We start from the raw sequence: 24,191 nt of genomic DNA, 5'->3' as shown, positions 1-24,191 counted from the left end.
CCGCGCACGTCGGGTCGACAGGCGACGACTCCTGAGGTGACACCGGTGGCGGACCCCGCTCTCCAGATGATCGCCGAGGGGATCTGCGAGCTCCTCGGGTTCGGCATCGCCGTGGTCAACGTGGTGCGTGGCGACCAGCTCGAGGTGGTCGCGCTCAACGGCATGATCAGCGCCCTCAACGCCAACGGGGAGCGCGAGACCGCCGAGGAGATCCTCGGCACCCGGTGGGCCCTCTCCGACCTGCGCGACAACCTCGCCCGGGGCGAGAACTGGGGCGCCTGGCGGTTCGTCCCGCACGAGCGGGTCAATCTCCATGAGGGCACCTGGATCGCCACCACCAACATGATCAACGCCTCCGACGCCTGGCATCCCCACGACATGCTGATCGCGCCGATCCTCGACGACGACGGCGAGATCCGGGGCTGCCTCTCGGTCGACATGCCGATCAGCGGGCACCGGCCCGACTTCACCCATCGGCGTGTGCTCAACCGGTTCGCGAAGCGCGCCCAGCGGGTCGTGCTCGGCTATCTCGAGCGGGAGCAGCTCTTCGAGCGTGCCGCCAACCTCGAGACGGCCAAGGAGTTCCTGCGCGACGCCAGCTCCAAGCTCAGCCTCGCCGAGGTGCTCGACGCCAGCCACGACGCGTTGATCCGCGGTCTCGACGCCGATGGCATCTGGATGGCGACCAAGGGCCCCGGCCGCCGGATGGTCGTGCACTCCACACCGGGCCTCAACTGGGATCCCGACCCCGCCCTCGCCGCGCTCACCTCACGCAACTCGGCCCGCTACTGGGCCGAGGGCACCTACTCGATCCAGCGACGTCAGCGCATCACCGACTCCTCGGAGTGGAACGACCAGGCTGCCGTCGCCGACAAGTTCTTCGAGACCCTCGGGGCCGAGAGCGCGCTCGTCGTGCCGGTCGGCGCCGACTACGAGTGGCTGGGTCACATCGTGCTGCTGCGCTCCCCCGGGCGCCCGACGTGGAGCGACGCGGAGGGGCGGCTGGCGCTGGAGCTGGGCCGCGACTTCGGGCGCATCGTGCTCACCGCGAACGCCTACACGCAGGAGCGAGACCTCGCCCAACAGCTGGCCGACGCCGACCGTGAGCGCAACCGGCTGATCGAGGCGGTCGCCCGCGAGCTCCGCATCCCGGTCACCGCGCTCGGCACCTCGCTCAACGCCCTGGGCAGCGAGCACGTCAACACCCTGCAGTGGATCGTGCAGGTCGAGACGCTCACCGCGCGCAGCGCCCAGATCGAGGGCATCGTCGGCGACCTGCTGCTGCTCTCGAGGGTCGCCGACCCGGCGAACGCTCCCGGCGAGACCACCATCGAGGTCTCCGAGATGCTCGACGACGTGCTCGACGAGCTCGACCCCGACGGCGCCCGCAAGGACATCGAGTGTGTCCTGACGACACCGACCGGACCGGCGTACGTCCGGGGCGACCCGCGCGAGCTGCGGGCGGCCTTCCTACACCTGGTGAAGAACGCGCTGACCTACAGCCACCGCGGCTCACGGGTGAACGTCACGCTCTACAGCGCCGGCAACGAGGTCACCATCATCGTCGCCGACGCCGGTGTCGGGATCGACCTCGAGGAGCACTCGAAGGTCTTCGACGCGTTCTACCGAGGCTCCAACTCCGCGCTCGGCGGCTCGCGCGGCGCCGGTCTCGGGATGACCCTGGTCGAACAGATCACCCGGCGTCACCAGGGGCTCGTCGAACTCGACTCCAGCCCGGGTAACGGCACCCGGGTCGCGCTGACTCTGCCCGGGGTCGGGTAGCGCGGCCGGATGCTCACCGAGGTAGCTCGGTGAACGCACGCTGCCTTCGCGGAGCTCCACGAAGGCAGCGCGGCTCGACCGAGATACCTCGGTGAACGGTCAGCCGGTCAGCCGGTCAGCCGCGTCCCAGCTTCTGGAGCAGCAGTGCCTCGGCGACGATGACGCGCTCGAACTCAGCGAGGTGGAGACCCTCGTTGGCGCCGTGGGCGCGGGTGTCGGGGTCTTCGACGCCGGTGACCAGCACGCTCGCCTTCGGGAACGCCTCGAGGAACTCGGCGATGAACGGGATCGATCCGCCCACGCCCATGTCGATGGGGGCGGTGCCGTCCCAGGCCTCGGTGAAGGCCGCGCGGGCGGCGTCGTAGGCCGGTCCGGTCGCGTCGAGGACGATGGGCTCGCCGGTGTCGACCACCGTGGTGGTCAGCTCGGCGCCCCACGGAACGTGCTTCTCCAGGTGCTTGGTGAGGGCGGCGACCGCGTTCTCACCGGAGTCGCCCGGGGCGATCCGGATGGTGACCTTGGCGCGTGCGCTCGCCGCGAGGGTGTTGGAGGCACCATCGACCTTGGGGGCGTCGATGCCGGTGATCGTGATCGCCGGCTGGGTCCACATCCGCTCGACGGCCGATCCCTTGCCCACCCACTGCAGCGCCTCGATCGCCCCGGACTCGGCACGCAGCCGCTCCTCCGGGTAGTCGACGTCGGCCGCGGTGCCGCTGACCAGACCCTCGACCGCGGGCGCACCGTCTTCGTCCCAGAGGGTGTCGAGGAGGCGTACGAGGGCCATGATCGCGTCGGGAGCCAGACCGCCCCACATGCCGGAGTGGACCGCGTGGGTCAAGGTGCGCAGCGCGACGTCGACGCGGATCAGGCCGCGCAGCGAGGTGGTCAGCGCGGGCACGCCGATGTCCCAGTTGCCGGAGTCGGCGATGACGATGACGTCGGCCTCGAGCCGGTCCTTGAACTTCTCCAGGAGCGCGGGGAGCGTGCCGGAGGCGACCTCCTCCTCACCCTCGATGAAGAGTCGGACCGTCACCGGCAGCTCACCGTTCTCGCCCAGAGCGGCCAGCGCCCGGACCGCGCCGACGTGGGCCGCGATGCCGGCCTTGTCGTCGGCCGCGCCGCGACCGTAGAGACGCTCACCGACCTCGGTCGGCTCGAACGGCGGAGTGTCCCAGTCGGCGTGGTCGTTCTCCGGCTGCACGTCGTGGTGGGCGTAGAGCAGCACCGTCGGCGCACCCTCCGGCCCCTTCTTCTCGCCCACGATCGCGGGCGGGGCGCCGTCGTAGGCGCGCACGATCTCCACGTCGAAGCCCTCCGCGGCGAAGAGCGCGTGGGTCTTCTCCGCGCTCTTCTCCACCTCGCTCAGGCGCTCGGGGTCGGCGCTCACCGACTCGATGCGCACCAGGTCCTCGAGGTCTTTGCGGATCCCGGGGAAGAGCTCGCTTACCCGGGCCTTGATGTCTTCGGTGGAGTTGCTCATGGAATGAGATTACAAGGGCAGATGGACCGAGAGATCGGTGCGCTCTCCCGAGGCGCGGACCCGGGCGCTGTCGACGGCCTCTGCCCAGGTCAGCTCGGCGGTGGCGAGCGCGATCCAGGTCGCCGCGTCGGTCTCGATCACCGCCGGCGGAGTGCCTCGGGTGTGCCTGACGCCGTCGATGACCTGCACCGCTGCGTAGGGCGGCACCCGGACCTCCACGCTCTTGCCCGGTGCACGCTCCTCGAGGAGGGCGAGGAAGTGCTTGGTCAGGAGCCGCAGGTCGGCCTTGGCCTGCTCCCCGTTGCGTACGCGGTCGAGAGCATCGGCGACGGCTGCGGCCGCCGCGGGCTTGAGTCGGGCTGGCACGACCCCACTTTATCCGCCGGGCTCACCCGACTCCCACCACGTCGGCGGTCGCGGGCACTACGCTCCGGTGACGTGGGACTGGAGAGACTTGAGTCGGCGCAGGTGCTGCGCACCGTCGAGACGCTGCACGGGCGGATCGCCGCACGGTTCCCCAGCCGTGGCCTCGTGAAGGTCGCGGAGGAGCTGTCCGCCCTGATCAAGGAGACCTCCGACGTCGGCGACCGGCTCCGCCGGCGGCTCCTGTGGACACGGGCCGCCTCCCGCACGCTGATCGCGATCGTCCTGGCACTCACCCTGGCCGCCATCGTCTGGGCGCTCGCGACGGCGTTCGGCGACGAGACGCTGACCGGCGTGCAGTGGCTGCCGCTCATGGAGAGCACCGTCAACGACCTCATCTTCGCCGCCGTCGCGATCTTCTTCCTCTACACGATCCCCGAGCGTCTGCTGCGCTCACGGGCGCTGAGGCTGCTCCACCGGCTGCGTTCACTGGCCCACATCATCGACATGCACCAGCTCACCAAGGACCCCGAGCGGCTGCGCACCGGGTTCACCCCGACGCAGGCCAGCGTGCGGTTCACCCTCGACGCCGACGAGCTGGCCCACTACCTCGACTACTGCTCCGAGCTGCTCAGCCTCGTCGGCAAGACCGCCGCGCTGTGCGCCGAGGACTCCCAGGACAACGTCGTCCTCGACACGGTGAGCACCGTCGAGACGCTCACCGTCGACCTCTCCAGCAAGATCTGGCAGAAGATCCAGGTCGTCGGGGAGCTGCGCGAGGACCAGTCGGCGTCATGAGCCCGGCGACCCGACAGCCCGGACCGGCCCGGTGGTCGATCCTCGCGGTCGACACCGCCTCGGGCGACGTGATCCTCGAGCACGACCCCGACCTGCTCCTGCCGACCGCGAGCGTGGGCAAGCTCTTCCTGCTCCACCACCTCGCCGAGCTGATCGACGCCGACCCGTCGGTGGGCCGGCAGCTGCTGCGCAAGGACGCCGTGGCCCCGGTCGCCGACAGCGGGCTGTGGCAGCACCTCGACGCCGCCTCGCTCACGGTCGGCGACTGCGCGCGCCTGGTCGGCGCGGTCTCCGACAACCTGGCCACCAACGTGCTCCTCGACCACGTCGGCATCGCTGCGGTCCAGGCGGTCGCCGAGCGGTTGGCCGCAGGCGGGTCGACGCTGCTCGACTCGGTGCGCGACGTACGCCGCCCCGAGGGTCCACCGATGCTCTCCACGGGCTGCGCCTCCGACTGGGTCGCCTACTTCCGGGAGCCGCACCCGACCGTGCTGTCCTGGCTGGCGCCGGCCACGGACCTCTCGATGCTCTCCTCCGCGTTCGGCCTCGACCCGCTGGCGCACACCGAGCCTTCCTCCACCGGTCCGGTCGACGGTCTGCGGGTGTGGAGCAAGACCGGCACCGACGACGGCGTGCGCGCCGAGGTCGGGCTGCTCGAGGTGGGCTACCGGCGGGCTGCGTACGCTGCGATCTGCCGTTTCGAGGGCGAGGTCGGTCCGGTGCTGGCTCGGATGCGGGCCCACGGGGAGCAGCTCCTGGAGGCGCTGCGGCCGGCCGGCGGCGTACTATCCGAAGCCCGTCCCTGACCGGCGTAGGAGACCTGTGTTCAACATCGACCTCGGCGACGGGGCGGAGATCGTCCTGCGTGACCGCTCGACCGACTACGGCGTCCACAAGCTCATCAACGCCAACCTCGAGCATCTGCGCGAGTGGGAGCCGTGGGCCCACTCCGACCAGAGCATGATCAGCGTCGCCTCGCTCGGCACCTACCTGCTGACCCAGTGGGTCAAGGGCGAGATGATCCCGTGCGTCATCCGCCAGGACGGTCAGGTCGCCGGCGCGACGACCGCCCGCATCAACCTCTACGAGAAGTCGGCGACGATCGGCTACTGGCTGGGCGAGGACTATGAGGGCCGCGGCCTGGTCACCCGGGCCGTCTCGGCGCTGCTCGACACGCTCTTCAAGGACCATGACATCGCCCGCGCGATCATCGACACCTCGGTGATGAACACGCGCAGCCGTGCGGTGGCCGAGCGCCTCGGTTTCACCCTCGAGGGCACCATGCGCGGGGCCCAGGCCTATCCGGGCGAGCGCCGCGATCTGGTCGTCTACGGCCTGCTGCGCGAGGAATGGCGGCGCGAGGAGCAGTGACGCCGGGCGCCCTCACGACCGGGCGCCCGAGCGGGCGAACCTCTCCCCCGCCTTCGCGACCAGCTCGGCGAGCTCCGCGGGCCGCTCGACGGTGAAGTCGGCGTCGATCCCGACGAGGATCATCACCGGCCACCCCAGGTCGTCGACCTGCATCCGCAGCCGGCAGCCGCCCTCGGCGGGCTCGACGTCGCCCCAGCGCCCCACCCGGCGCGCGACCACGTCGGGCTCGGCCTGCAGCACGACGGAGACGTCATGGGCCGCGGGCCGGGCACGGATCCCGGCCTGCACGTAGGCAGCCGCGTCTCCGCCGGGGATCTCGCGGGGGCGGAAGGTCTGGCCGGTGGTCATCGGGGCGCTGACCCGGTCGACACGGAACGAGCGCCAGTCGTGGCGCACCCGGTCGTAGGCGAGCAGATACCACCGGCTGCCGAGCATCACGAGCCGGTGCGGCTCGACCCGGCGCTGGGCCGGCTCGGCGGAGGGAGCCTGGTAGACGAAGGTCAGCGCCTCGTCGTCGCGACAGGCCTGGGCGAGGACCCCGAGCACCCCGGCGTCCAGCGACACCCGGCCACCCCAGGGCAGCGAGTCGGTCTGCGAGGTGACCGCGTCCATCCGGCGGCGCAGCCGCGGCGGCATCAGCGCGACCACCTTCCCGAGCGCCTGTGCGGAGGTGTCGCCCATCCCGGCGACCAGCCCGGCCGCGGCCGTACGCAGCCCGACGGCGATCGCGACCGCCTCGTCGTCGTCGAGCAGCAGCGGCGGCAGCGCGTTGCCGGCGCGAAGCTGGTATCCGCCGGCGACGCCTCGGCTGGCATCGACGTCGTAGCCGAGGTCACGCAGCCGCTCGATGTCGCGGCGCAGCGTACGTTCGCTGACCTCGAGACGGCTGGACAGCTCGGTGCCGGGCCAGAATCGATGGGTCTGCAGCAGCGACAGCAGCTGCAGCATCCGGGCACTCGTGCTCATGAGACCACCGTAGACACGATTGCGGTCAGTCCATGGCCTGAATCCCGGTGAGGCTGTCGACCGATCCGGCGCGACGGTCGGCTTGCCCCCTCCACGAGCCGACCGTCGCGGCGCAGTCACACTCTTACCCGATCGGTCGGCTTATCAACCTCAATTATGCAAAATTGTTTCGAAAGCGGACAGAACCTGGCCTGATTACTTCAGAGGCTGGTCGCATGACGCACTACACCAACCGACCGGTGATCCGCACCGAAGGCCTGACCAGGAGCTTCACCCGGGGCAAGAAGACCGTCGAGGCCGTACGCGGGCTCGACCTCGAGATCCAGGAAGGCGAGCTCGTCGCGTTCCTCGGCCCCAACGGAGCCGGCAAGTCGACCACACTGCGGATGCTGACCACTCTCATCCCACCGACCTCCGGCACCGCCGAGGTCGCCGGCCACGACGTCCTTCGCTCCCGAGCAGCCGTGAGGCGCTCGATCGGATACGTGGGGCAGGGCAACGCCGCCGCGTTCGTCCAGCGCGGCCGCGACGAGCTGATGTCGCAGGCCCGGGCGCACGGCATCCCGCGTGCCGCCGCGAAGCCGCGCATCGACGAGCTGCTCATCGCCTTCGACCTGCACGACCATGCCGACCGTCCGGTGCAGACGCTCAGCGGCGGCCAGCGGCGCCGGCTCGACATCGCGATCGGGCTGCTCAACCACCCCGAGGTGCTCTTCCTCGACGAGCCCTCGACCGGCCTCGACCCGCAGAACCGCGCCAACCTGCAGGAGCAGATCCGCCGCCTCCACGACGACGGCACCACGATCGTGCTCACCACCCACTACCTCGAGGAGGCCGACGCCCTCGCCGGACGAGTGATCGTCGTCGACCACGGGGTCGTGATCGCCGACGACACCGCGTCGCGGCTCAAGGACCGTCTCGGCGACCTGGTGGTCCTCGGCTTCGCCACCGAGTCCGAGGCTGCGTCCGCCGCCGCCCGCGCCGAGACGGGATCGGCCGGCCCCACGCTCATCGAGCGGCACGGCACCCAGGTCACCATCCGTACGCCGCGCGGCACCGAGAAGGCGCCGGGGCTGGCCATCGACCTGGCCACCCAGGGCACCCCCGCGATCCGCATGGAGGTGCACGCACCCACCCTCGACGACGTCTTCCTCGACCTCACCGGCCGCAGCCTGCGCGAGTCGGCGCAGTCGGCGGAGTCGGCCGGTTCCACCACCCACACCGAAGGAGCAGCAGCATGAGCACCATCACCGTCCCGAGCGCGGAGATCCAGCGCACCGCCCGCCTCGCGAGCAGGCCGACCGGGTTCCTCGTCGACACCTGGACCGTGCTGGTCCGCGAGCTCACCCCGAAGCTGCGCCAGCCGGCCTCGATGCTCTTCGCGATGGTGCAGCCGCTGGTCTTCCTGGGCCTGTTCGCGCCGCTCCTGCCCGCGGTCGAGAGCGGCAGCGCGCTGCAGTGGTTCGTGCCGGGCATCGTCGTCATGACGGCGCTGATGGGCGCCTCCATGACCGGCGCCGACCTGACCGCGGAGATCCGCTCCGGCTCCCACGAGCGGCTGCTGGTCTCGCCTCTCTCCCGGCCGTCGCTGCTGGTCGGGCGGGCCCTGAAGGAGGTCGTGCCGGTGCTGTTCCAGACGGTCGCGATCCTCGTCGTGGTCACCCCGTTCAGCTTCGATCTCCACCTCGCCGGGGTCCTGGTCGGCGCCGTCATCGTCTCGTTGTTCGCGATCGGGATGGGCGCGCTCAGCTTCGCCCTGGCCACCGCCGCGAAGGAGCAGGACTGGGTCTTCTGGACGGTGCAGCAGATGCTGATCTTCCCGCTGCTGCTCCTCTCCGGCGTGCTCCTCCCCCTCGACGGCGCCCCCGGATGGCTGCGGTTCCTCAGCGACATCAACCCGATGACGTACGTCGTCGAGGCCGAGCGTGCGCTCTTCGCCGGTGAGTTTCCGGCCGATGTCGTCGCCGGCGGCTTCGTCGCGGGAGCGGTCGTCGCGGCGATCGGGGTGCTCGTCGGCGTACGGACCATGGACCGGGCGAGCTGAAACCCACTTGACCTGAAGTTGACTTCAGCTTTCACACTGGACTCATGACCCGCCACCCCAGCCCGACCACGATCGTGCTCACCGTCATCACCGGCACGGTGATGATCCCCATCGACATCACGATCGTCGCGGTAGCGATCGCCCGTCTCTCCCAGGAGACGGGCGCTTCGCTTCCGGTGATCCAGTGGGTGGCCACCGGCTACACGCTCGCGCTGGCGACGGTCATCCCGGCCGCAGCCTGGGCGATCAGCCGCTTCGGCGCCCGCCAGGTCTTCCTGACCGCGATCGGCGTCTTCACGATCGGCTCCGGCCTGGTCGCGGCGTCGTGGAACGTCGAGTCGCTGATCGCGTTCCGAGTGCTGCAGGGGCTGGGCGGCGGCTTCGTGATGCCGGCCGCGATGACGCTGACGCTGCGGTCGGCGCCGCCCGAGCAGCGCGGCCGGCTGATGGCCCTGATGGGCCTGCCGGTGCTGATCGGCCCAGTCTTCGGGCCGATGCTCGGCGGTTGGCTGCTCGACACCATGTCGTGGCGGTGGATGTTCCTGATCAACCTGCCGCTGGGCATCGGCGGCCTGCTCCTCGGGCTGCGCAACCTCCCCCGCCTGACCGACGGCGCCAGCACCCGCCTCGACCGTCGTGGCCTGCTCCTGCTGCCGCCCGCGATGGCCCTGCTCGTGCTGGGCACGTCGTTCGCCGAAGACACGCTGCTCGCCCCCGACGTGCTCATCCCGATCGTCGCCGGCGTCGTCCTGGTGGCGCTGTTCGTGCGGCACGCACTCCGCGCGCCGGCACCGCTCCTCGACATCCGGCTGCTGCGTCGCCGCCTGACCGGCGGCAGCGCCGCGCTGCTGGTCTGCTTCGCGGGCGGCTACTTCGGCTCGATGATCCTGGTGCCCCTCTACTGGCAGGTCGTACGCGGCGAGTCGGCCACCACGGCCGGGCTGCTGATGGCTCCGGCCGGCATCGCGGCCGGCATCATGATCCAGATCTCCGGGCGCCTCATCGACCGCTTCCCGCCGCTGCCGGTGGTCGGCTCGGGCATCGTGGTCTCCACCCTGGCGTTCGGCGCCCTCGCGCTCCAGCTCAGCGCCGACGCCTCGATGCTCGCGCTCGCCACGACCCACGCGATCGCGACCGCGGGCGCCGGGTTCGTGATGCTGCCGACGATGACGATCGCCACGCGCTACCTCGAGGACAGCGCCATCCCGGCCGGCTCGACGATGATCAACGTGCTCAACCAGCTCGCCACCGCACTGTGCACGGCCGGCGTCTCGGTGCTCCTCGCCGCCGCGCTCTCCACGCGCCTTCCCGGCCTGGCCGGTGACGGCATCGGTGCGCTCAGCTCGGTGACACCGGCCGCGCGCGCCGAGGTCGCGCCCCTGGCCGCCGAGGCCATGCAGGCCGCCTTCTGGCTCCCGGTCACCATGATGGCGATCTCCGCGCTCATCGCGCTCATCGTCTTCCGGCGCACCCCATCGGCCCGAGCCACCATCGAGTCGGCCCGTCCCGACCAGAGATCAGGTCGAGTCGGCGCATCCTGACAAAAATTAACGTCGAGTCGGCGCGTCTTGACGAGCCGACTCGGCGGGTCAGCGGGGAGAGCTGCGCTCGATGTGGGCCTCGATGCCCGCCATCAACAGGCTCTGCCCGAACGCCGACGGGTCGCCTGACTCCGACTCCTCGCCTGGTCCCGCCGGGCGCCAGCTGGCCATCGACGACATCAGGTTCGGGAAGCGCTCCGGATCGGCGTACGTCACGAGCATCTGCTCGAAGGAGGCATAGGGATTCTCCGTCGACCGCGCGGCCTCGATCTCGATCCTGGCCTCGCCCAGGGCGTACTGCGCGACGATGCCCAAGATCGCCAGCTTCTCCTCGGGAGGCAGGCTCACCTCGCGCAGGTAGTGGAAACCCAGGTCGACCCAGGCGAGGCGGTGGGGCCCGGGCAGCGTGGAGGCGAGCGGGAGATCGAGGAACCAGGGCCGGCTCACCGCCATGTCGACCTGAGCGCGCATCCACGCCGCCAGGCCCTCGCGCCAGCCCAGGTCGCGAGGCGGCTCGACCAGATCGGCGCTGAGCCGGTCGCCGAGGTGCACGAGCAGCTCTTCCTTGTTCGTCACGTGGCGGTAGAGCGCCATCGGCGAGCAGCCGACGGCGTCGGCGACCCGCGCCATCGACACGGCCGCGAGACCCTGCTCGTCTGCGATGACATAGGCAGCCTCGACGATCTGGGCGACGTTCAGCGCCGGCTTCGGGCCACGCCGGCCGGCCGGAAGCTTGCCCCACAGGCGAGGGATCAGATCAGAGCTCATCACGTCCATCATGCCCTGCCCCGTCCGGAAACGGGTTGACCGCCTCCTCTATCTGCGTATTCTATAAACAGTTAACATCATACGCTATTAGATCGGACGGCTCATGAGCACGACGACAAGACCTCTGGCGAGGCAGTGGTGGGTCTTCCCGCTGGCCGCGGCGACGGTGATCTTCCTGGCGACGGCACTGCCGAGATATGTGGGCCTCGACCCGTCGCAGGCGCTCAGCGACCCCGACCGCGGGCCGGCCTTCTACCCGGCGCTGGTCACACACATCTTCTTCGGCTCGGTGATGCTCTGCTGCGGCGTGCTCCAGCTGTGGCCGTGGCTGCGCAACAACCACCCCACGGTGCACCGCTGGACCGGTCGCACCTACGTGGTCATGGCGATCCCCACCGGCGTGGCAGCCCTGGTGACCAGCCAGTTCCCCGCGGCCGGGCCGTCGCAGCAGGTCGGCAACACGTTCCTGGGCGTGCTGTTCCTGCTGTTCACCGTGCAGGGCTACCGCGCCGCACGGCAGCGCCGCTTCAAGGACCACCGCGAGTGGATGTATCGCAGCTATGCGATGGCGTTCTCCATCGTCGCCAACCGCTTCTGGGGCATGGTCATGCTCATCATCTTCGTGCCCGAGGCCATGACCGGCGCCGACATCGGCACCGAGGACCCCACCCTCGCCAGCGCCGCCGCGGCGTCAGCCTGGGTCAGCTGGGTCGTGAACCTGCTGATCGCCGAGTGGATCATCCACCGCAAGCCGCGCCGGCGCGCGGCCCGCGCCGGTCAGCCGAGGGCGTCGCGCAGCGTCGAGCGCCAGACCCCGGTGAGCTCCTCGAGCGGGATCTCGACGGTGTCGCCGTCGTAGGCGATCGCGTAGGAGGCGCCGCCGGTCACACCGAGCTTCGTCGCCGCGACGCCGTGGCGCTCGGCCAGCGCGGTGAGCCGCTCCACGTCGTCGGCCTTGACGGTGACGATCGCACGGGCGACCGACTCGGAGAAGAGCGCGACGAACGGGTCGCCGGCGAGCGTGACGGAGACGCCGATGCCCGACGACATCGCCGGCTCGGCCAGCGCCTGCATCAGGCCGCCGTCGGAGAGGTCGTGGGCGGAGGTGATGAAGCGCGCCTCGCCGAGCAGCTCGGCCAGGGCCTTCTCCGCCGCCAGGTTCACCGCGGGCGGCAGGCCGCCGAGGTGACCGTGGGCGACGTGGGCCCACTCCGAGCCGGAGAGCTCCTCCTGGGTCTCACCGAGCAGCACGACGACCTCGTCGGCGGCCTGGAACTCCGAGGGCGTACGCGTGGTGACATCGTCGATCACACCCAGCGTCGCGACCACCGGGGTCGGGTGGATCGCCACCTCGCCGGTCTGGTTGTAGAGGGAGACGTTGCCGCCGGTGACCGGGATGCCGAGCTCGAGGCAGGCGTCCTTCAGGCCGCGGGTGGCCTCGGCGAACTGCCACATCACGTCGGGGTCCTCCGGGGAACCGAAGTTGAGGCAGTCGGAGATGGCCAGCGGCTTGGCGCCGACCGAGGCCACGTTGCGGTAGGACTCCGAGAGCGCGAGCTGGGCACCGGCGTACGGGTCCAGCTTGGCGAACCGGCCGTTGGCGTCGGTGGCCAGCGCGACACCGAGGTTGGTCGACTCGTCGACGCGGATCATGCCGCCGTCGGCGGGCTGGGAGAGCACCGTGTTGCCGCGCACGTAGCGGTCGTACTGCTCGGTGATCCACGACTTGTCGCAGAGGTTCTCCGAGGCGACCAGCGTCAGAATCGTCGAGCGGAGCTCGTCGGCGGACACCGGGCGGGCAAGCTTCTCGGCGACGTCGGCCTGGAGCGCGTCCTGCCACGACGGGCGGGCGAACGGGCGCTGGTAGACCGGGCCGTCGTGGGCGACGGTGGTCGGGTCGACGTCGACGATGGTCTCGCCGTGCCAGTCGACACGCAGCCGGCCCTCGCCGGTCACGGTGCCGATGGTGGCCGCCTCGACGTCCCACTTCTCGCAGATGGCCATGAAGGTCGCCTCGTCCTCGGGCGCGATGACGGCCATCATCCGCTCCTGCGACTCGCTCATCAGAATCTCCTCCGGAGCGAGCGTCGAGTCGCGCAGCGGCACCCGCTCGAGGTGCACGTGCATGCCGCCGTCACCGGCGGCGGCCAGCTCGGAGGTGGCGCACGAGATGCCGGCCGCGCCGAAGTCCTGGATGCCGCGCACGATGCCCGAGGAGAAGAGCTCGAGGGTGCACTCGATGAGCAGCTTCTCCATGAACGGGTCGCCCACCTGCACGCTGGGGCGCTTGGCCGGACCGTCCTCGTCGAACTCCACGGAGGCCAGGATCGAGGCGCCGCCGATGCCGTCGCCACCAGTGCGCGCGCCGTACATGATCACCAGGTTGCCCGCGCCGCTCGCCTTGGCGAGGTGCAGGTCTTCGTGGCGCAGCACGCCGACGCAGAGCGCGTTGACCAGCGGGTTGCCGAGGTAGGAGGCGTCGAAGACGGCCTCGCCACCGATGTTGGGCAGGCCGAGGCAGTTGCCGTAGTGGCCGACGCCGGAGACGATCCCGGGCAGCACGCGGTGCGTGTCGGGCTCGCTGAGCGGGCCGAAGCGGAGCGGGTCCATCACAGCGACCGGGCGCGCGCCCATCGCGAGGATGTCGCGGACGATGCCGCCGACGCCGGTCGCGGCGCCCTGGTGGGGCTCGACATAGCTCGGGTGGTTGTGCGACTCGACCTTGAAGGTGACCGCGTAGCCCTGCCCGACGTCGAGCACGCCGGCGTTCTCACCGATGCCGGCGAGCATCTTGCCGGCCGGCGTCTCCTGCGGGATCTCGCCGAACTGCTTCAGGTGCACCTTGGAGGACTTGTAGGAGCAGTGCTCGGACCACATCACCGAATACATCGCGAGCTCGGCACCGGTCGGCCGGCGGCCGAGGATGCTCTTGATCTCGGCGTACTCGTCCTCCTTCAGGCCGAGCTCGGCCCAGGGCAGCTCGCGGTCGGGGTCACCGGCAGCGTGGTGCACGGTGTCGAGGAGCGGAAGATCGGACGCGGCGGCGGGCGACGAAGTCTCGGACACGAGGGAAAATCTACGTCAGAAGTAGGCAATCCCCCGACTCGTCACCGACGCCGAGACTCCTGCGCCGCTAGCGAGGCAGCCCGCGCCACTGCCTCAGGTCGCGGATCTCGCCGAACTCCTCGAGGGCGTCCCTGGCGACGTCGTCGTCTCCGGCGTACGCCGCCGAGCTCCAGCCGTGGCCCTCGACCATCTGGGCAGCGACCCAGGAGGCCGCGCCGTGCGGGGTGGGCATCCGGCGCGGGCGCCAGGAGAGCGACATCGCGCCGTCGGAGCGCTGCGCGATCAGCGGGGTGGAGCCGAGGGCGGTGTATTTCTTCTCGCCGGTGTGCCAGTCGCTCCAGAAGGCGTAGTGCACGTAGACCTGCTGACCGTGCCAGCTGATCGAGCACTCGACGAAGAGGTCGCGCGAACCGGTCTCGCTCATCCCGCACCTGCCCTGCCGGGCGGCACCGTCATATCCGGGGAAGACCCACGTCAGGCCGTCCTGACCACGTGGGTCGGGGCAGCGGGTGAGCGAGCCGGCGCCGTTGCCGTCCCAGCAGACGTAGGGGGTGTTGACCTGGCGGGTCGACGAGCTGACCTGGTCGGCGACCGCGAAGGGGCCGATCCCCTCACCACCGCGGGCGACATGGATGATCGCGGCGACGGTCAGCGACAGCATGACGGTGATCGCGAAGAGCACCGGCGTAGCCCAGTCGCGTCTCTTCTCCATGGCGTCACCTCCCCCTTGCGGTCCGCTCCTTTACCAAAGTAACGCCGCTCGGGTCCATTGGTTAGGGGCCAATGGCTCGGATGTTCCGACACGCAGCACACGGGCGTGCCCTGATGCCAGGTCAACTAAACGGGCTCCTCTGAGCGCGTCTGCTGGTGCTGGTGTGACGATTGTGATTACCGTGGCGAGGTATGGGCGACTACACCAGATTCAGAATCGTCAGGCGCGCAGTCGGCGCCGGTGTGATCTCGGGTGTCATCGCGGTCGCGGGCCTGTCCGCACCGAGCCCGGCCGCCGCCGCCAACCCTGTGACGCCGGGCAACTTCACCGGCTTCGGCTTCGACCAGTGCGACGCCCCGTCCCAGAGCGCGATGGAGCGCTGGCGCAAGCACTCCAAGTACGCCGCCGTCGGCATCTACATCTCCGGCAAGTCGCGCGGCTGCCGCAAGCAGACCCACCTCAGCCCGTCCTGGGTGCGCCACCAGCAGGCGCGCGGCTGGCGGCTGCTGCCGATCACGCTCGGCCGGCAGGCCTCCTGCAACCCGACGTACCCGCGCTACAGCGACGACCCGCGGATCAGCTCGAACCCGACCAAGCGCTACGCCTCCGCCAAGCGCCAGGGCATCAGCGAGGCCAACGCGACCGTCAAGGCCGCCAGGCACTACGGCATCCGCGCCGGAAGCACGATGTTCTACGACCTCGAGGGCTTCGACATCGACAACAAGCGGTGCCGTGAGTCTGCGATGTGGTTCGTCTCGGCCTGGAACTACCGGATCAAGAAGCTCGGCTACCGCCCGGCGCTCTACTCCAGCGCCGCCTCGGGGATCAAGGCGATGTACGACGTCCTGCGCGCCCACCCCCGCGGCTTCACCTACCCGGCAGACGGCTGGATCGCCGACTGGGACGGCCGCGCCAACACCTCGACCAAGTTCCTCCCCGGCTGGGTCTGGGACAACCACCGCCGCGCCAAGCAGTATCGAGGGCCCCACAAGGAGACCCACGGCGGCGTCACCATCGAGGTCGACTCCAACTACATCGACCTCGGTCGCGGCTCGAGGTCCGCGAGAGCGATGACCCACTGCGGCGGTGTGCCCGTCAGCTTCACCGGCTACCCCGCCCTCGCCCCGAAGTCGAGCTCCTACACCCCTTCGCCCGTCTACGTGAAGGCGCTCAAGTGCATGCTCAGCGAGCGTGGCAGCTTCCGCGGCACCGTCGACGGGACGTACGGGCCCGAGCTGGTGAAGGCCGTCAACGCCTGGCAGCGCTCGCACGGGCTCCAGGTGCGCAAGACCTGGACCATGCCGGCCTGGAAGACGCTGTGGGCCGCCAACAGCCGACCGCTCCTCAAGCGCGGCGCGACCGGCGAGCGCGTGCGCGACCTGCAGCGCGCCCTCAACGCCACCTCGGCCCCCGAGCGCGCCAAGGTCACCGGGGTGCTCGACCAGAACACCCACGTCGCCCTCGTGGCCTACCAGAAGCGCCTCGGTCGCACCGCCCACGGCATGGCCACCGAGGTGACCTGGTACGACCTGGCCCACGGCCGCTGACCCGGCAGCGACCGGCGATACCCGCCGGGGTTCTTTACTCCTAGGCGCCTGCGGGCCGCTCACCTCGGCTACTAGCATGGCCCGATCGCAGCTCCGAACGGCGGAGCCGGCAGACCGCCGAGGAGGCAGCATGACCACAGCCAAAGACGAGGAGATCGAGCAGAAGAGGGGCTCGTTCTCTTCACGCAGAGTGTTCATATTCGCGGCGATCGGGTCCGCGGTCGGTCTCGGCAACATCTGGCGTTTCCCCTATGTCGCCTATGAGAACGGCGGCGGCGCCTTCGTCATCCCCTACCTGGTGGCGCTGCTCACCGCAGGCATCCCGTTCCTGCTCCTCGACTACTCCCTGGGGCACAAGTTCCGCGGCTCGGCGCCGTTGTCGTTCGCCCGGCTCCGCCCCGGAGCCGAGGGCCTGGGATGGTGGCAGGTCGGCATCTGTTTCATGGTCGCCGTCTACTACGCGGCAGTGCTGGCGTGGGCGTTGCGCTACACGTTCTTCTCGATCGACAAGTCGTGGGGCGACGACCCCGAGGGCTTCTTCTTCGGTGAGTTCCTGCAGGCCGGCGACCCCGGCGTCGACTTCAACGTCGTCGCCGGCGTGCTGATCCCCCTGCTCCTGGTGTGGGCAGCGATCATCGTGGTGCTGATCCTCGGCGTGCAGAAGGGCATCGGCGCCACGTCGATCGTCTTCATCCCGGTCCTGATCCTGGCCTTCGGCGCGCTGGTCGTGCGATCGCTGTTCCTGCCTGGTGCGGCCGAGGGTCTCAACGCGCTGTTCACACCCGACTGGGCAGCACTCACCGACGCTTCGGTGTGGGCGGCGGCGTACGGCCAGATCTTCTTCTCGCTGTCGATCGGCTTCGGCATCATGATCACCTACTCCTCCTACGTGCACCGGCACACCGACATGCCCTCGAGCGGGATGGTGGTCGGCTTCGCCAACTCCAGCTTCGAGCTGCTCGCCGGCATCGGTGTCTTCGCGGCCCTCGGCTTCATGGCTCAGGCCAGCGGCGTCGCAGTCGGTGACGTCGCCACCGACGGTGTCGGGCTCGCGTTCATCGCGTTCCCGGCGATCATCAGCGAGGCGCCGGCTGGTGCGCTGATCGGCGTGCTCTTCTTCGGCTCCCTGGTGATCGCCGGGTTCACGTCGCTGATCTCGGTGATCGAGGTCGTGATCTCCGCCGTGCGCGACAAGTTCGACATGTCGCGCACCGGTGCCACGGTGGCGGTCTCGCTGCCGATGGCGATCGTCAGCCTGGTCTTCCTCTCGACCACCAGCGGCCTGTACGTCCTCGACATCATCGACCACTTCATCAACCAGTTCGGCATCCTGCTCGTCGCCGTCGTCTCGATGATCGTCATCGCCTGGGGGCTGCGCGCACTTCCCATGCTCGGCAGCCACCTGAGCGACGGCAGCGTGATCGACGTCGGCATGTGGTGGCGCGTGCTGGTCTCGGTGGTCGCGCCGCTGGGCCTGCTGCTCGTGCTCGGTCTGGCCTTCTGGACCGATGTCAAGGAGCCCTACGGCGGCTATCCCGGCTGGCTGCTCGCCGTCTTCGGATGGGGAGTGGCGGGCATCGTCATCGTCTTCGGCGCCCTCGCTGCCCGAGCACCGTGGCGAGACCCGAACGCATTGCTCGACCCCAGCCTCACCAGCGACAGCAACCAGGAGAAGGGACAGCAGTCATGAGTGCAGCAGCCATCACGATGATGATCGTGGCCATGCTCGTCATCTGGGGCGGCCTGGCCGCCGCGGTGATGAACCTACAGCGGTCGGCCGATCTGCCCGAGCCCGACGAGATCCGTCGCGATCTCTGATCCTGTCCGGCCCCTTCGCCCGGCCTTCCCGGTCAGGCGAAGGGGTTGGGCAGTGCGCCCGGAAGCTCGGCGAGCAGCTCGCGGGCGCGGGCGGCGACCTTGTGCTCGACCAGCACCTCGTATCTGGACGGCACCACGACCTTCACGCTCGAGAAGTCGCGGGTGCCGCGGGTGGCGCTGTAGCCGATCAGCGACCAGATGAGGCCGAAGACGATGCCGAGAAGCACCGTCGAGAGCAGCCGGAACAGGAAGTCGTCGCCGCCGAAGAGCGACATGATCAGGCCCACGAAGACGCCGAGCCAGGCGCCGGAGAGCACACCCGCGAGCGCGACCTTGCCCCAGGTGAGGCGGCCGGTGATCCGCTCGATCTGCTTCAGCTCGGTGCCGACGATCATGCAGTTCTCGACCGGGAACTCCTTGTCGGAGAGGAAGTCGACGGTCTTCTGCGCGGCCGCGTAGTCGTCGTAGGTCGCTAGCGACTGGGGGAACTCCAGCTTCAGCGGGCTCTTCTGGCCGCCGACCGGCGAGGTGAAGGACATGTGTCCAGTGTGCCGCACGCGCGGTCGGCCGGTCAGGACCTGAGCACGCCGTTGGCGATGACGTCGAGCATGGGGCGTACGGCGTGGGCGTCGAGCGAGGACTGGTCGGCCATGGTGGCGACCCCGCCGAGGAGGCGGCAGACGTCGAGGTTGTCGACGCCCTCACGCAACGCTCCGTCGTCGGCCATCGCCTCGAGGACCCGTTCATTGGCGTCGGCGTAGGCCTGGCACTTGGTGCGCAGCGGCGAGTCCTGGCAGCCGAGGGATGCGGTGATCTTCGCGGCCGCACCATGGTTGCGGGTCAGCAGCGCGACGTACTCCTCGAACCACGCCAGCAGCTTCTCCCGGCTCCCGCCCTCGGTCAGCATCGCCTTGTCGACGTGCGAGCGCACCTCCTCGATCCACGAGGAGAAGATCGCCTCGTGGAGCGCCTCCCGCGTCGGGAAGTGGCGATAGAGGGTGCCGGGGCCGACGCCGGCACGGCGGGCCACCTCGTCGAGCGGCGCGTCGAGACCGCGCTCCTTGAAGACCTGATGGGCGACCTCGATCAGCCGCTCGCGGTTGCGCTGCGCATCGGCTCTCATTCGGTCCTCCTCGGTGGCTCCCGCCCTTGCTGCGGGGCCTCAAGTTATCAGCAAGCACCGCCTCGGGTGCTAAATGCATTGCTAAACGGAGACACCCTCCGTTAATGTCTATGAAGCGGAGTCTTTCTCCGTTTCATCTTACTCCTCCGTCTCCACCAGGAGCTCACGAATGACAACCACCGTGGCACCACCCACGCCACCCGCGACCACCAAGACCGCCGGCGCCGGGATCGCCCTGGTCCTGGTCGCCCAGCTGATGATCGTGCTCGACTCGGCGGTCGTGAACGTCGCACTCCCCCGCATCGCCCGCGACCTCGAGTTCACCCCGGCGGCACTCACCTGGGTGCTCAACGGCTACACCCTCGCCTTCGGCGGCCTGCTGCTGCTCGGCGGTCGGCTCGGCGACGTGTTCGGCAGGCGGCGTACGTTCGTCGCCGGTCTCTCCGTCTTCACCCTCTTCTCCCTCGCCGGCGGGTTCGCGCCGACCGACGACCTGCTCGTCGCCGCCCGGGCCCTGCAGGGCTTCGGCGCTGCGATCGCCGCCCCGCAGGTGCTCGCCCTGCTCACCACCTCCGCGAAGGACGAGGCCGCTCGCGCCAAGTCGATCGCGCTCTTCGCCGCCGTCTCCTCCAGCGGCGCCTCGATCGGACTGATCCTCGGCGGCATCCTGACCGATGTCGGGTCGTGGCGCTGGACGCTCCTGATCAACGTGCCCATCGGCCTGGTCGTCCTCGCCCTCGTCAGCCGGCTCGTCTCCGAGACCGCGCGCCGACCGGGGCGTTTCGACGTCGTCGGCGCCGTGACCGCGACCGGCGGTGCGGCCGCGATCGTCTGGTCGCTGATCGGTGCACCCGAGCACGGCTGGACCTCGGCTCGCACCATCGGCGGCATCGCCGTCGGCCTGCTCCTGCTGGTCGCGCTCGTGCTCACCGAACGCCGGGTCGCCCACCCGCTGCTGCAGCTCCACCTCTTCAACAGCCATCGCCGCGTCACCGCGTTCATCGCCGCGATCGGCCTGGTCGGCGCGCAGTTCTCGACGTTCTACCTGACGGTGATCTACCTGCAGGGTGCGCTGGGCATGGGGCCGCTCACCTCCGGGCTGGCGTTCCTGCCGCTGAGCCTCACGATCTTCGCGATGTCACGGGTGTCGCCCCGCATCGCCGCCCGGATCGGGATGCCGGGAGTTCTGGTGCTCGGCGCAATCGGCCTGACGCTCTCGTTCCTGCTGCTCAGCACGGTGTCGGAGACCAGCTCGTACGCCGGCGCGGTGCTCGTGCCGTTCATCCTCAACGGCGCCTTCGCCTCGCTCGTCTTCACCGCCACGATGGCCCTCGGGCTCGAGGGCGTCGACCCCGCTCACGCAGGCGCCGCCTCCGGACTGGTGCAGACGACCCAGCAGCTCGGCGGGTCGATCGGCCTGGCCGTGATCGCCTCGGTCTACGTCGCCAACGGCACACCCGGCGAGGTCGTACCCGGGATGCGTGAGGCCTTCTACGCCGCCGCCGCGCTGGCCTCGATCGGCATCATCGCGTCGCTGACCCTGGTGCTCCGCCGGCCCTCCCGGACGCGGTCGTACGCTCCGGCGCCGGTCGTCGTGGCTGAGTGAGTGTTCCTCCGTCAAGGTATGCAGCCGGAGGCTCACATCCCTCGCGGAGCTCCGCACGGGATGTGAGCGCTGACCTGCATACCTTGACGGAGCGACCGCCCCGAACGACATCGGCCCGGCCAGCGATCGCTGGCCGGGCCGATTCGGATGTCGAAGCTCAGGCGAAGGCCTTCTCGGCCAGCGAGGTGAAGAAGCCGAGGCCGTCGGTGCCGGAGCCGGTGAGGCTCTCGACGGCATGCTCGGGGTGGGGCATCAGGCCGACGACGTTGCCGGCGGCGTTGGTGATGCCGGCGATGTCGGCCGCGGAGCCGTTGGGGTTGACGTCGAGGTAGCGGGCGACGACCCGGCCCTCGTCCTCGAGCTGCTTGATGGTGTCGGCGTCGGCGACGTACTGCCCCTCGCCGTTCTTCAGCGGCACCACGATCTCCTGGTCCTGCGTGAACGCGGAGGTCCAGGCGGTCGAGGTGTTCTCGATGCGCAGCTTCTGGTCACGGCAGATGAACTTGAGGTGGTCGTTGCGCAGCAGGCCGCCGGGGAGCAGGTGGGACTCGACCAGCATCTGGAAGCCGTTGCAGATGCCGAGCACCGGGAGGCCCTTCTGAGCACCCTCGATGACCTCGGTCATGATCGGGGCGAAGCGGGAGATGGCACCGCAGCGCAGGTAGTCACCGTAGGAGAAGCCACCCGGCAGGATCACCGCGTCGACGCCCTGGAGGTCGTGGTCGCCGTGCCAGAGCGCGACGACCTCGTTGCCACCGACGCGCACCGCACGCTGGGCGTCGACGTCGTCGAGGGTGCCCGGGAAGGTGATGACGCCGATCTTCATCGGGTGGTCTCCTGAGCCGGCTCTTCCACGCGCACGACGAAGTTCTCGATCACCGTGTTGGCCAGGAAGGTCTCGGCCAGCTTCTCGATCTGCGCGAGCGCGGCGTCGGTGACCTCGGGGATCTCCAGCTCGAACCGCTTGCCCTGGCGGACCTCGGTGACCCCGGTGAACCCGAGCCGCGGCAGGGCGCCGAGGACGGCCTTCCCCTGCGGGTCGAGAATCTCGGGCTTGGGCATGACGTCGACGACAACGCGAGGCATGGCTGCAGTCTAGGTCGGGCGTACGCCGCTCACCTAAACCGTTCGCACCTCGACGCGCCCGGTCCTTAGGATCGATCCTCGTGCGCCACCTGCTGATCGACATCACCCCGTTGCGTACGTCACCCGCTTTCCGGCGTTTCTTCATCGGGCGCGCGATCTCGGGGCTCGGTGGGCAGATCACGATCGTCGCGGTGATGTTCCAGGTCTGGGAGGCGACCCACAGCCCGTTCTGGTCCGGCAGTGTCGCGATCGCACAGCTCGTGCCGATGCTGACCGTCGGGCTCTGGGGCGGATCGGTCGCCGACCGTGTCGACCGACGCACGATCCTGATGACGACCAACATCGTGCAGCTGGTCCTGGCAGTGCTGCTGATGACGCAGGCTCTCTGGCTGGGCACCTCGCCGTCGTCGCTCGGTGTCGTCCTGCTCCTGGTCGCCGCGATGGCGGCCGCCGGCTCCGTGGCCGCACCCGCAGGCATGGGAGTGATCCCCCGCCTGCTGCCCGCCGACCAGGTCGGCGCCGGCCTCGCGCTCAACCGGCTGAGCTTCCAGGGGTCGATGCTCCTCGGCCCCGCGCTGGGCGGGCTGATCATCGGCTATGCCGGCCTCGAGATCGCGTACGCCGTCGACGCGGCCTCCTTCGCCGCCGGGTTCCTCGGCGTCGCCGGCCTCCCCCGTCTCGCCCCGGCACAGCGCACCAACGGCGGCGGAATCCTCGAGGGCCTCCGGTTCGCCGCCACGCAGCCGGTCATCCGCGGTGTGCTCCTCGTAGATCTGGCCGCGACCGTCCTGGCGATGCCGGTGAGCCTGTTCCCCGTCATCAACGAGGAGAGGTTCGGCGGCGACCCGCGTACGCTCGGGCTCTTCCTGACCTCGATCGCGGTCGGTGGCGTGGCAGCCTCGCTGGTTTCGGGCACGTTCACCAGGCGCACCCGCCCGGGCCTGGTCACGATCGGTGCCGCCGCGGTGTGGGGCATCAGTGTGGGTGCGGTCGGCCTGGTCACCGCGCCGTGGCTCTGCCTCGGCCTGCTCGCCATCGCCGGCGCGGCCGACTCGGTCAGCGTGGTCACCCGCGGCACCCTGATCCAGCTCGCCGTGCCCGACGACCTGCGTGGCCGCACCGCAGCGGTCGAGATGATCATCGGCACCGGCGGGCCGGAGCTCGGCGACCTCCGCGGCGGCGCCGTCGCTCAGCTGACGTCCGGCTCGTTCGCCCTGGTCAGCGGCGGCATCGCCTGTCTCCTCGCCCTCGCCGCCGTCGGCGCAACCTCCCGACCGATGCTCGGCTTCCGCACACCGTCACGGAGCGAGCGGTCCATCAGGTGACCGCCGCCCGACGACCGTGGCTCAGGGTGCCTGCCGTTGCGGTTCACCGTGCGTGGTTGCCGGTGATCCCGAAATCCATGGCCTTCCGCGTCCCAGCACGCAACAATCCGGTTCCACCAGAATCCTGGGAGGTCCCCCGATGACCGAGCCACGCGCACGACACCACCTGCTCAGCAAACGCGCGGAGCGACGAGGTCATCTGGCAAAGGTGGCGCTCGGTGTCACGCCGCTCGCTGCCACCCTGCTGGTCCGAGCCTTCGGCCCCGACGGCCAAGCCGTGGACATCCTGGTGACAGTTGCTGTGACCTGGGCCCTGATCGCAATCGTGATCATCCTGGTCATGCCGATGATGAACCGCCGCCGGCGCGTCCTGGCCGAACGAATCCTCGCGGCCCATCCTGATGCCGACGTGATCACAGGATTCGCGTCGAAAGGCACCAGGGATCACGCGCGGACGCTGGGAGTGAACCTGGTCAGCCTCAACAACGGCGCGGCGATCGCTCTCGGCGTCCGCCCTGGTCTCATCGAGGTCTGGAGCACGGGCGACACGGAGCCGAGATGGGTCCTCGACCGGAGATCGAGCGCTCTCCAGGTCGAGGTCGAGCGGCTCCCCCACCTGGACCGCACGCTCCTGGGTATCCGGATCACCGACGGTCACGCTTCCGTCGAGCTCATCCCAGCCGACCGAGCCGGGCGGATCGCAGCCGTCGAGGCAGCCCTCGACGCGCTCGGCGTGGACCGCGACGATCACATCAGGCCGTAGCCGCCACGTCACGACCGATGCTCGCGGTCCGG

General features: G+C 69.9%; 24 protein-coding genes. 14 read left to right on the top strand and 10 right to left on the bottom strand.

Annotation, left to right across the window (positions count from 1 at the left end; translation table 11 throughout):
* Positions 1-45: 45 nt before the first annotated feature.
* Positions 46-1,782 (top strand): sensor histidine kinase, encoded by a 1,737-nt coding sequence (locus tag FB381_RS03695; RefSeq protein WP_170225040.1) that lies wholly within the window; start codon positions 46-48, stop codon positions 1,780-1,782.
* 115 nt (positions 1,783-1,897) lie between these two features.
* Here FB381_RS03695 and FB381_RS03690 read toward each other — a convergent pair whose 3' ends face one another.
* Positions 1,898-3,262, bottom strand: a complete 1,365-nt coding sequence (locus tag FB381_RS03690) for a dipeptidase (RefSeq protein ID WP_141779035.1) — start codon at positions 3,260-3,262, stop codon at positions 1,898-1,900.
* A 9-nt stretch (positions 3,263-3,271) separates the two neighbouring features.
* Entirely contained in the window at positions 3,272-3,628 is a 357-nt protein-coding gene (locus FB381_RS03685; protein ID WP_141779034.1) for a sterol carrier family protein, read from the bottom strand.
* Positions 3,629-3,700: 72 nt separating this feature from the next.
* On the opposite strand from FB381_RS03685, the gene FB381_RS03680 reads away from it, so the two are divergent.
* From FB381_RS03680 to FB381_RS03670, 3 genes are read left to right on the top strand one after another with little or no spacing between them, the layout of a single operon-like run.
* The gene (locus FB381_RS03680; RefSeq protein ID WP_141779033.1) at positions 3,701-4,423 is read left to right on the top strand and encodes a hypothetical protein; all 723 of its coding nucleotides are present in this window, start codon (positions 3,701-3,703) and stop codon (positions 4,421-4,423) included.
* Positions 4,420-5,229 (top strand): serine hydrolase, encoded by an 810-nt coding sequence (locus tag FB381_RS03675; protein ID WP_141779032.1) that lies wholly within the window; start codon positions 4,420-4,422, stop codon positions 5,227-5,229. Before FB381_RS03680 ends, FB381_RS03675 begins: the two co-directional genes overlap by 4 nt.
* 16 nt (positions 5,230-5,245) lie before the next feature.
* A complete protein-coding gene (locus tag FB381_RS03670; RefSeq protein WP_141779031.1) occupies positions 5,246-5,794 on the top strand; it encodes a GNAT family N-acetyltransferase in 549 nt (182 codons plus the stop codon).
* A gap of 12 nt (positions 5,795-5,806) precedes the next feature.
* Here FB381_RS03670 and FB381_RS03665 read toward each other — a convergent pair whose 3' ends face one another.
* A complete protein-coding gene (locus FB381_RS03665) occupies positions 5,807-6,760 on the bottom strand; it encodes a helix-turn-helix transcriptional regulator (RefSeq protein WP_141779030.1) in 954 nt (317 codons plus the stop codon).
* Positions 6,761-6,975: 215 nt separating this feature from the next.
* On the opposite strand from FB381_RS03665, the gene FB381_RS03660 reads away from it, so the two are divergent.
* The 3 genes from FB381_RS03660 to FB381_RS03650 are packed head-to-tail and all read left to right on the top strand — an operon-like array spanning position 6,976 to position 10,345.
* Positions 6,976-8,001, top strand: coding sequence for an ATP-binding cassette domain-containing protein (locus FB381_RS03660; protein ID WP_141779029.1), 1,026 nt, complete (start codon positions 6,976-6,978; stop codon positions 7,999-8,001).
* Positions 7,998-8,804 (top strand): ABC transporter permease, encoded by an 807-nt coding sequence (locus tag FB381_RS03655; RefSeq protein WP_141779028.1) that lies wholly within the window; start codon positions 7,998-8,000, stop codon positions 8,802-8,804. Before FB381_RS03660 ends, FB381_RS03655 begins: the two co-directional genes overlap by 4 nt.
* Before the next feature lie 44 nt (positions 8,805-8,848).
* A complete protein-coding gene (locus tag FB381_RS03650) occupies positions 8,849-10,345 on the top strand; it encodes a DHA2 family efflux MFS transporter permease subunit (RefSeq protein WP_141779027.1) in 1,497 nt (498 codons plus the stop codon).
* Positions 10,346-10,393: 48 nt separating this feature from the next.
* Here the strand turns inward: FB381_RS03650 and FB381_RS03645 are convergent, their stop codons facing one another.
* On the bottom strand, positions 10,394-11,113 hold the full coding sequence (locus tag FB381_RS03645; protein WP_246087945.1) for a TetR/AcrR family transcriptional regulator: 720 nt from the start codon (positions 11,111-11,113) through the stop codon (positions 10,394-10,396).
* A gap of 103 nt (positions 11,114-11,216) precedes the next feature.
* Here FB381_RS03645 and FB381_RS03640 point away from each other — a divergent pair, with 103 nt between their 5' ends.
* Positions 11,217-11,972: a DUF2306 domain-containing protein gene (locus FB381_RS03640; RefSeq protein WP_141779025.1), complete on the top strand. Its 756-nt coding sequence runs from the start codon at positions 11,217-11,219 to the stop codon at positions 11,970-11,972.
* On the opposite strand, the gene purL is transcribed toward FB381_RS03640, so the two are convergent.
* Together purL and FB381_RS03630 are read right to left on the bottom strand one after the other, a co-directional pair.
* The gene (gene purL / locus FB381_RS03635; RefSeq protein ID WP_141779024.1) at positions 11,891-14,179 is read right to left on the bottom strand and encodes a phosphoribosylformylglycinamidine synthase subunit PurL; all 2,289 of its coding nucleotides are present in this window, start codon (positions 14,177-14,179) and stop codon (positions 11,891-11,893) included. The genes FB381_RS03640 and purL overlap by 82 nt on opposite strands.
* 67 nt (positions 14,180-14,246) lie before the next feature.
* On the bottom strand, positions 14,247-14,891 hold the full coding sequence (locus FB381_RS03630) for a hypothetical protein (protein ID WP_141779023.1): 645 nt from the start codon (positions 14,889-14,891) through the stop codon (positions 14,247-14,249).
* A gap of 191 nt (positions 14,892-15,082) precedes the next feature.
* Between FB381_RS03630 and FB381_RS03625 the strand changes: the two genes are divergently transcribed.
* The 3 genes from FB381_RS03625 to FB381_RS03615 all read left to right on the top strand — a co-directional run bounded on the left by FB381_RS03625 (position 15,083) and on the right by FB381_RS03615 (position 18,256).
* Entirely contained in the window at positions 15,083-16,438 is a 1,356-nt protein-coding gene (locus FB381_RS03625) for a glycoside hydrolase domain-containing protein (protein ID WP_141779022.1), read from the top strand.
* Between the two features lie 130 nt (positions 16,439-16,568).
* Positions 16,569-18,128 carry a sodium-dependent transporter gene (locus tag FB381_RS03620; RefSeq protein WP_141779021.1) on the top strand — a complete coding sequence of 520 codons (1,560 nt, stop codon included), beginning with the start codon at positions 16,569-16,571 and terminating at the stop codon, positions 18,126-18,128.
* Positions 18,125-18,256: a methionine/alanine import family NSS transporter small subunit gene (locus tag FB381_RS03615; RefSeq protein WP_141779020.1), complete on the top strand. Its 132-nt coding sequence runs from the start codon at positions 18,125-18,127 to the stop codon at positions 18,254-18,256. Before FB381_RS03620 ends, FB381_RS03615 begins: the two co-directional genes overlap by 4 nt.
* A gap of 32 nt (positions 18,257-18,288) precedes the next feature.
* Here FB381_RS03615 and FB381_RS03610 read toward each other — a convergent pair whose 3' ends face one another.
* Positions 18,289-18,795: a YflT domain-containing protein gene (locus FB381_RS03610; protein WP_141779019.1), complete on the bottom strand. Its 507-nt coding sequence runs from the start codon at positions 18,793-18,795 to the stop codon at positions 18,289-18,291.
* A gap of 32 nt (positions 18,796-18,827) precedes the next feature.
* Entirely contained in the window at positions 18,828-19,379 is a 552-nt protein-coding gene (locus FB381_RS03605; RefSeq protein ID WP_141779018.1) for a TetR/AcrR family transcriptional regulator, read from the bottom strand.
* A gap of 169 nt (positions 19,380-19,548) precedes the next feature.
* On the opposite strand from FB381_RS03605, the gene FB381_RS03600 reads away from it, so the two are divergent.
* Positions 19,549-20,985 carry an MFS transporter gene (locus tag FB381_RS03600; RefSeq protein ID WP_141779017.1) on the top strand — a complete coding sequence of 479 codons (1,437 nt, stop codon included), beginning with the start codon at positions 19,549-19,551 and terminating at the stop codon, positions 20,983-20,985.
* Between the two features lie 157 nt (positions 20,986-21,142).
* Here the strand turns inward: FB381_RS03600 and purQ are convergent, their stop codons facing one another.
* Both purQ and purS read right to left on the bottom strand, forming a co-directional pair.
* Positions 21,143-21,811 carry a phosphoribosylformylglycinamidine synthase subunit PurQ gene (gene purQ, locus FB381_RS03595; RefSeq protein ID WP_141779016.1) on the bottom strand — a complete coding sequence of 223 codons (669 nt, stop codon included), beginning with the start codon at positions 21,809-21,811 and terminating at the stop codon, positions 21,143-21,145.
* Positions 21,808-22,071 carry a phosphoribosylformylglycinamidine synthase subunit PurS gene (purS, locus tag FB381_RS03590; protein ID WP_141779015.1) on the bottom strand — a complete coding sequence of 88 codons (264 nt, stop codon included), beginning with the start codon at positions 22,069-22,071 and terminating at the stop codon, positions 21,808-21,810. Before purS ends, purQ begins: the two co-directional genes overlap by 4 nt.
* Positions 22,072-22,151: 80 nt before the next feature.
* On the opposite strand from purS, the gene FB381_RS03585 reads away from it, so the two are divergent.
* Both FB381_RS03585 and FB381_RS03580 read left to right on the top strand, forming a co-directional pair.
* Positions 22,152-23,396 carry an MFS transporter gene (locus FB381_RS03585; protein WP_141779014.1) on the top strand — a complete coding sequence of 415 codons (1,245 nt, stop codon included), beginning with the start codon at positions 22,152-22,154 and terminating at the stop codon, positions 23,394-23,396.
* A 139-nt stretch (positions 23,397-23,535) separates the two neighbouring features.
* Positions 23,536-24,159, top strand: coding sequence for a hypothetical protein (locus FB381_RS03580; RefSeq protein WP_141779013.1), 624 nt, complete (start codon positions 23,536-23,538; stop codon positions 24,157-24,159).
* Positions 24,160-24,191 lie beyond the last annotated feature (32 nt).

The organism is Nocardioides albertanoniae (assembly GCF_006716315.1).
Classification (GTDB): domain Bacteria; phylum Actinomycetota; class Actinomycetes; order Propionibacteriales; family Nocardioidaceae; genus Nocardioides; species Nocardioides albertanoniae.
This window is presented reverse-complemented; position numbering and strand designations above follow the sequence as displayed.

Excerpts from the sequence above, each read along its gene's own strand:
- FB381_RS03655 (WP_141779028.1), top strand. The coding sequence starts at position 7,998 with ATGAGCACCATCACCGTCCCGAGCGCGGAGATCCAGCGCACCGCCCGC.
- FB381_RS03630 (WP_141779023.1), bottom strand. The coding sequence starts at position 14,891 with ATGGAGAAGAGACGCGACTGGGCTACGCCGGTGCTCTTCGCGATCACC.
- FB381_RS03645 (WP_246087945.1), bottom strand. The coding sequence starts at position 11,113 with ATGAGCTCTGATCTGATCCCTCGCCTGTGGGGCAAGCTTCCGGCCGGC.
- purS (WP_141779015.1), bottom strand. The coding sequence starts at position 22,071 with ATGCCTCGCGTTGTCGTCGACGTCATGCCCAAGCCCGAGATTCTCGAC.
- FB381_RS03610 (WP_141779019.1), bottom strand. The coding sequence starts at position 18,795 with ATGTCCTTCACCTCGCCGGTCGGCGGCCAGAAGAGCCCGCTGAAGCTG.
- FB381_RS03660 (WP_141779029.1), top strand. The coding sequence starts at position 6,976 with ATGACGCACTACACCAACCGACCGGTGATCCGCACCGAAGGCCTGACC.
- FB381_RS03640 (WP_141779025.1), top strand. The coding sequence starts at position 11,217 with ATGAGCACGACGACAAGACCTCTGGCGAGGCAGTGGTGGGTCTTCCCG.
- FB381_RS03600 (WP_141779017.1), top strand. The coding sequence starts at position 19,549 with ATGACAACCACCGTGGCACCACCCACGCCACCCGCGACCACCAAGACC.
- FB381_RS03675 (WP_141779032.1), top strand. The coding sequence starts at position 4,420 with ATGAGCCCGGCGACCCGACAGCCCGGACCGGCCCGGTGGTCGATCCTC.
- FB381_RS03615 (WP_141779020.1), top strand. The coding sequence starts at position 18,125 with ATGAGTGCAGCAGCCATCACGATGATGATCGTGGCCATGCTCGTCATC.
- purQ (WP_141779016.1), bottom strand. The coding sequence starts at position 21,811 with ATGAAGATCGGCGTCATCACCTTCCCGGGCACCCTCGACGACGTCGAC.
- FB381_RS03650 (WP_141779027.1), top strand. The coding sequence starts at position 8,849 with ATGACCCGCCACCCCAGCCCGACCACGATCGTGCTCACCGTCATCACC.
- FB381_RS03665 (WP_141779030.1), bottom strand. The coding sequence starts at position 6,760 with ATGAGCACGAGTGCCCGGATGCTGCAGCTGCTGTCGCTGCTGCAGACC.
- FB381_RS03620 (WP_141779021.1), top strand. The coding sequence starts at position 16,569 with ATGACCACAGCCAAAGACGAGGAGATCGAGCAGAAGAGGGGCTCGTTC.
- FB381_RS03690 (WP_141779035.1), bottom strand. The coding sequence starts at position 3,262 with ATGAGCAACTCCACCGAAGACATCAAGGCCCGGGTAAGCGAGCTCTTC.
- FB381_RS03625 (WP_141779022.1), top strand. The coding sequence starts at position 15,083 with ATGGGCGACTACACCAGATTCAGAATCGTCAGGCGCGCAGTCGGCGCC.
- FB381_RS03605 (WP_141779018.1), bottom strand. The coding sequence starts at position 19,379 with ATGAGAGCCGATGCGCAGCGCAACCGCGAGCGGCTGATCGAGGTCGCC.
- FB381_RS03580 (WP_141779013.1), top strand. The coding sequence starts at position 23,536 with ATGACCGAGCCACGCGCACGACACCACCTGCTCAGCAAACGCGCGGAG.